Raw genomic sequence first — 4,210 nt, forward strand, 5'->3', positions numbered from 1 at the left:
AAAAAAGAAAGGACGAAATTTGTCCTTTCTCGGTTTTAGCTTTTATTCAACCCACTACAGTTGACAAAGAGCCTTTTTATTTAGCCTCGTACCAGGTTGCCCCTTCATTTTCATCTGCGATGAGGGGAACACTGAGTTGAATGGCTTCTTCCATGGTTTGTTTGACCAATTTTTTCATCTCTGCCAATTCAGATTTAGGAACTTCAAGGACGATTTCATCGTGCACTTGTAACAGCATCTTAGTCTGATAACCACCTGCAACCAAGGCTTTATCCAGCTGAATCATGGCAATCTTGAGAATATCTGCCGCCGAACCCTGGATAGGCGAGTTGATGGCAGTTCGCTCCGCAAAACCACGAATGTTAAAGTTACGCGAATTGATATCTGGCAACTCACGACGACGCTTGAAGAGGGTCTCTACATAGCCCTTATCACGCGCCTCACGCACCACTTCATCCATGTAGTTTTTAATACCTGGGAAACGTTCAAAGTAGGTATCAATGTAGGCTTTGGCCTCCTTACGGCTGATGCCCAGATTATTAGACAAACCAAAATCTGAAATCCCGTAAACCACTCCAAAGTTAACAGCCTTGGCATTGCGACGGTCGTTTGCAGTCACATCCTCAGGACGCTCAATGCCAAAGACCCGCATAGCTGTCGAAGTATGGATATCTGCCCCCTCTTGGAAGGCCTTTATCAAGTGCTCATCCTTAGAAATATGCGCCAAAACGCGCAATTCAATCTGTGAATAGTCCGAACTAAGCAGGACACTATCCTCCCACTCAGGCACAAAAGCCTTACGAATGAGACGACCTTGCTCCAAACGCACAGGGATATTTTGCAAGTTTGGATCCACACTAGACAAACGCCCGGTCTGGGTCAAATCCTGCACATAACGAGTATGAATCTTACCATCTGCTAAAATCCAGTCCTGCAAGCCAATTACATAAGTAGACTGAATCTTAGCAATCTGACGGTAATCTAGAATTTTCTTAACAATCGGCGCAATAGGAGCTAAACGCTCTAAGACATCCACCGCTGTCGAGTATCCAGTCTTGGTTTTCTTAGTGTATTCTAGAGGAAGTCCCAATTTCTCAAAAAGAAGTACGCCCAACTGCTTAGGTGAGTTGATGTTAAACTCCTCACCAGCCAGTTCGTAAATCTCCTGAGTCAATTTTTCAATGATAAGCTCATTCTCAGCCTGCATCTCAAGCAAGGTCTCTTTCTTGACCGTAATCCCAGCAATTTCCATCTTGGCAAGGACAAAAGCCAGAGGCTGCTCCATATCATAAAGAAGCTCTAATTGCCCATTTTCGCTGAGTTTTTCAAGCAAAACAGGCGCTGTTTCGACTAAAACAGCAAGCTTACGAGCCAAATGTTCCAAGAATTTCTCGCGTTCAGGAAGAGTCTTCTTGACCCCCTTACCATAGAAGGTCTCATCATCAACCAAACAAGTCTGACTATAAAGACTAGCGATAGTCGCAATTTCATTATCCTCTACAGTTGAAAGGAGGTATTTAGCCAAACGGCTGTCAAAAGCGGGCGCCTGCAAATCCACATCAAAACGATTCAAGAGAACTTTAGCCTTCTTAAAGTCATAAACTCTAAGAGATGTTTTTTCTAAAAAATCCTTGAAAATAGGCTCTTGCAAAAGCTCAAGCTTGTCGGTAGCATAGAGCTTTTCCCCACAAGACCAGGCAAATCCAACCAAATCATCCGTATGGTAATTCTCACCAAAAAGCTCAAAATGGAAGATAGACTCTTCACTCAGCATATCTTGACTGATTTGGTCAACGATAGTAAAATCCAAGCTCTCAGCCACATCAGCTGACGACACATTTAAAGCCTGCTTGAGCTGTTTGAAGCCCATCTCATCGTAGAATTTCCCAAGATTTTCCACATCTGGACCACTATAGACCAAATCCTCTAAACCAATCTCAATCGGTGCCTTGGTATCAATGGTCGCCAGTGTTTTCGACAAAAAGGCCTGTTCCTTATCATTGATGAGATTTTCCTTCATCTTAGAAGTCTTCATCTCATCGATATTTTCATAAATACCATCGAGTGAGCCATGCTCCAGCAAGAGCTTGATACCCGTCTTTTCGCCGATTTTGGTCACCCCAGGAATATTATCCGACTTATCTCCCATAAGCGCCTTAAGATCGATAAACTGCGTCGGTGTAATGCCCAGCTTTTCCATAAGATATTCTGGCGTAAATGCCTCAAACTCAGCCACACCTTTCTTGGAAATCTCAACCACCGTATGCTCATCCGTCAGCTGAATCAAGTCCTTGTCCCCACTGACAATGGTAATATCAAAACCATCCTGCTCTGCGAGCTTATCCAGCGTCCCAATGATGTCATCAGCCTCATACTGAGCCAACTCATAGTGACGAATCCCCATATGATCCAGCAACTCACGAATAAAGGGAAATTGCTCACGAAACTCATCCGGAGTCTTAGCCCGACCACCCTTATAGTCCGCATACATCTCTGTACGGAAGGTCGTCTTTCCCGCATCAAAAGCCACCAAAATATGACTTGGCTCAACCCGCTCCAACAAATGGCTCAACATCAACTGAAAGCCATAAATCGCATTGGTATGCAAACCAGCCGCATTCTTAAAACGATCCAACTGCTGATAGAGGGCAAAAAACGCCCGAAAAGCAACAGAAGACCCATCAATCAATAATAATTTTTTCTTATCCATACACCCATTATAAAGGAAAGCACCAAAAAATACCATTGGGAAGAGCCATACCCAATATTTTTCACACTTTTTCCGAATAAATAGATAGAGCTAGAGAATCTAGTAAACCTAGATTTAAAAATGTGCTATAATGAAAGGAGAAAAAATATGACTATACGTCATCCGGGCATCAGCCCGACCAATGACTTGGTTGCTAAGAAAATCTTTAGCAATCCAGAAATCACTTGTCAATTTATTCGCGATATGTTGGATTTACCGGCCAAAAATGTAACCATTTTGGAGGGGAGCAATATTCATGTCTTGCCTTCCCTGCCGTACTCGGCCCAGGATTTCTATACCAGTATAGATGTCTTGGCGGAGTTGGACAACGGTACTCAAGTAATTATTGAGATTCAGGTGCATCATCAGAATTTTTTCATCAATCGCCTGTGGGCTTACTTGTGCAGTCAGGTCAATCAAAATCTCGAAAAAATTCGCCAACGAGAAGGCGATACTCATCAAAGTTACAAACACATCGCACCTGTTTACGCTATTGCGATTGTGGATAGCAACTACTTTCAAGATGATTTAGCTTTTCATAGCTTTAGTATGCGAGAAGATACGACGGGTGAGGTTTTAACAATTACAAATAACGGTCAAGAAAACCATCTAGTCAAGATGGCGTTCTTGGAATTAAAAAAATACAGAGAAACCAGCAAAGATAGCGTTCGCAAACCGTGGTTGGAGTTTTTCGGGAATAAACCCTTTACTCAACAACCCGAGCGAGCCATCAGCCAGGCAGATCAACTGCTGGACTATAAGAGCTGGTCTGAGGAGGACAGGAAAATGTTTAGTCAACTACGTATGAGAGAAGAACAAGCCTTGTTAGCACAGAACTATGCCTTGGAACAAGCTGAAGAAAAAGGACTGAAAAAAGGATTAGTAAATCTCGTTCGCCAGCATCTTTTAACCGCTGAGGTTGCCAGCCAGCAATTAGGCATGACGGTCGCTGAGTTTGAAGAACTATTGAAAGACCATTGTAAATAAGATTAAAAAAATACAGAGAAACCAGCAAAGACGAGGTTCGTAAGCCATGGTTGGAGTTTTTCGGGAACAAACCCTTTACCCAGCAACCTGAGCGAACCATCAGTCAAGCAGACCAACTGCTAGACTACAAGAGCTTCTTTGGGTTTACGACACGAGAAATTTGATGATTTTTCTTTACTAGAGGAGTCTCAGCGACCATCATTTTCAAGCACTGATAGCACTTGAAACGACGCTTTTTAAGTAGAATTCTAGTAGACATACCAGTCGTTTCAAGGTAAGGAATCTTAGACGGTTTTTGAAAGTCATATTTCTTCATTTGACTTCCGCAATCAGGACAAAGTGGAGCCTCATAATCCAGTTTAGCAATGATTCCTTTGTGAGTATCCCTATTAAGAACAGCTAAATTCCCAAACTAACTTCCACCGTTAATCCAAGTGGAAGTTAGTCTGATAAAAATCGTAAAAACCAGTGGAA

General features: G+C 42.6%; 2 protein-coding genes and 1 pseudogene. 1 reads left to right on the forward strand and 2 read right to left on the reverse strand.

Annotated elements, in window-relative coordinates; translation table 11 throughout:
• Positions 1 to 76: 76 nt before the first annotated feature.
• Positions 77 to 2,710 carry a DNA polymerase I gene (polA, locus tag QP439_RS08755; protein WP_285389613.1) on the reverse strand — a complete coding sequence of 878 codons (2,634 nt, stop codon included), beginning with the start codon at positions 2,708 to 2,710 and terminating at the stop codon, positions 77 to 79.
• A gap of 147 nt (positions 2,711 to 2,857) precedes the next feature.
• Here polA and QP439_RS08760 point away from each other — a divergent pair, with 147 nt between their 5' ends.
• On the forward strand, positions 2,858 to 3,736 hold the full coding sequence (locus QP439_RS08760) for an Rpn family recombination-promoting nuclease/putative transposase (RefSeq protein WP_285389616.1): 879 nt from the start codon (positions 2,858 to 2,860) through the stop codon (positions 3,734 to 3,736).
• A gap of 136 nt (positions 3,737 to 3,872) precedes the next feature.
• Here QP439_RS08760 and QP439_RS08770 read toward each other — a convergent pair.
• Positions 3,873 to 4,133: pseudogene (locus QP439_RS08770) on the reverse strand (transposase family protein); the annotation flags it as partial.
• Between the last annotated feature and the right edge of the window lie 77 nt (positions 4,134 to 4,210).

The organism is Streptococcus sp. UMB1203 (assembly GCF_030217725.1).
GTDB lineage: Bacteria > Bacillota > Bacilli > Lactobacillales > Streptococcaceae > Streptococcus.

What these genes read in the sequence shown, in the direction of transcription:
- polA (WP_285389613.1), bottom strand. Translation starts at nt 2,710, where the DNA reads ATGGATAAGAAAAAATTATTATTGATTGATGGGTCTTCTGTTGCTTTT.
- QP439_RS08760 (WP_285389616.1), top strand. Translation starts at nt 2,858, where the DNA reads ATGACTATACGTCATCCGGGCATCAGCCCGACCAATGACTTGGTTGCT.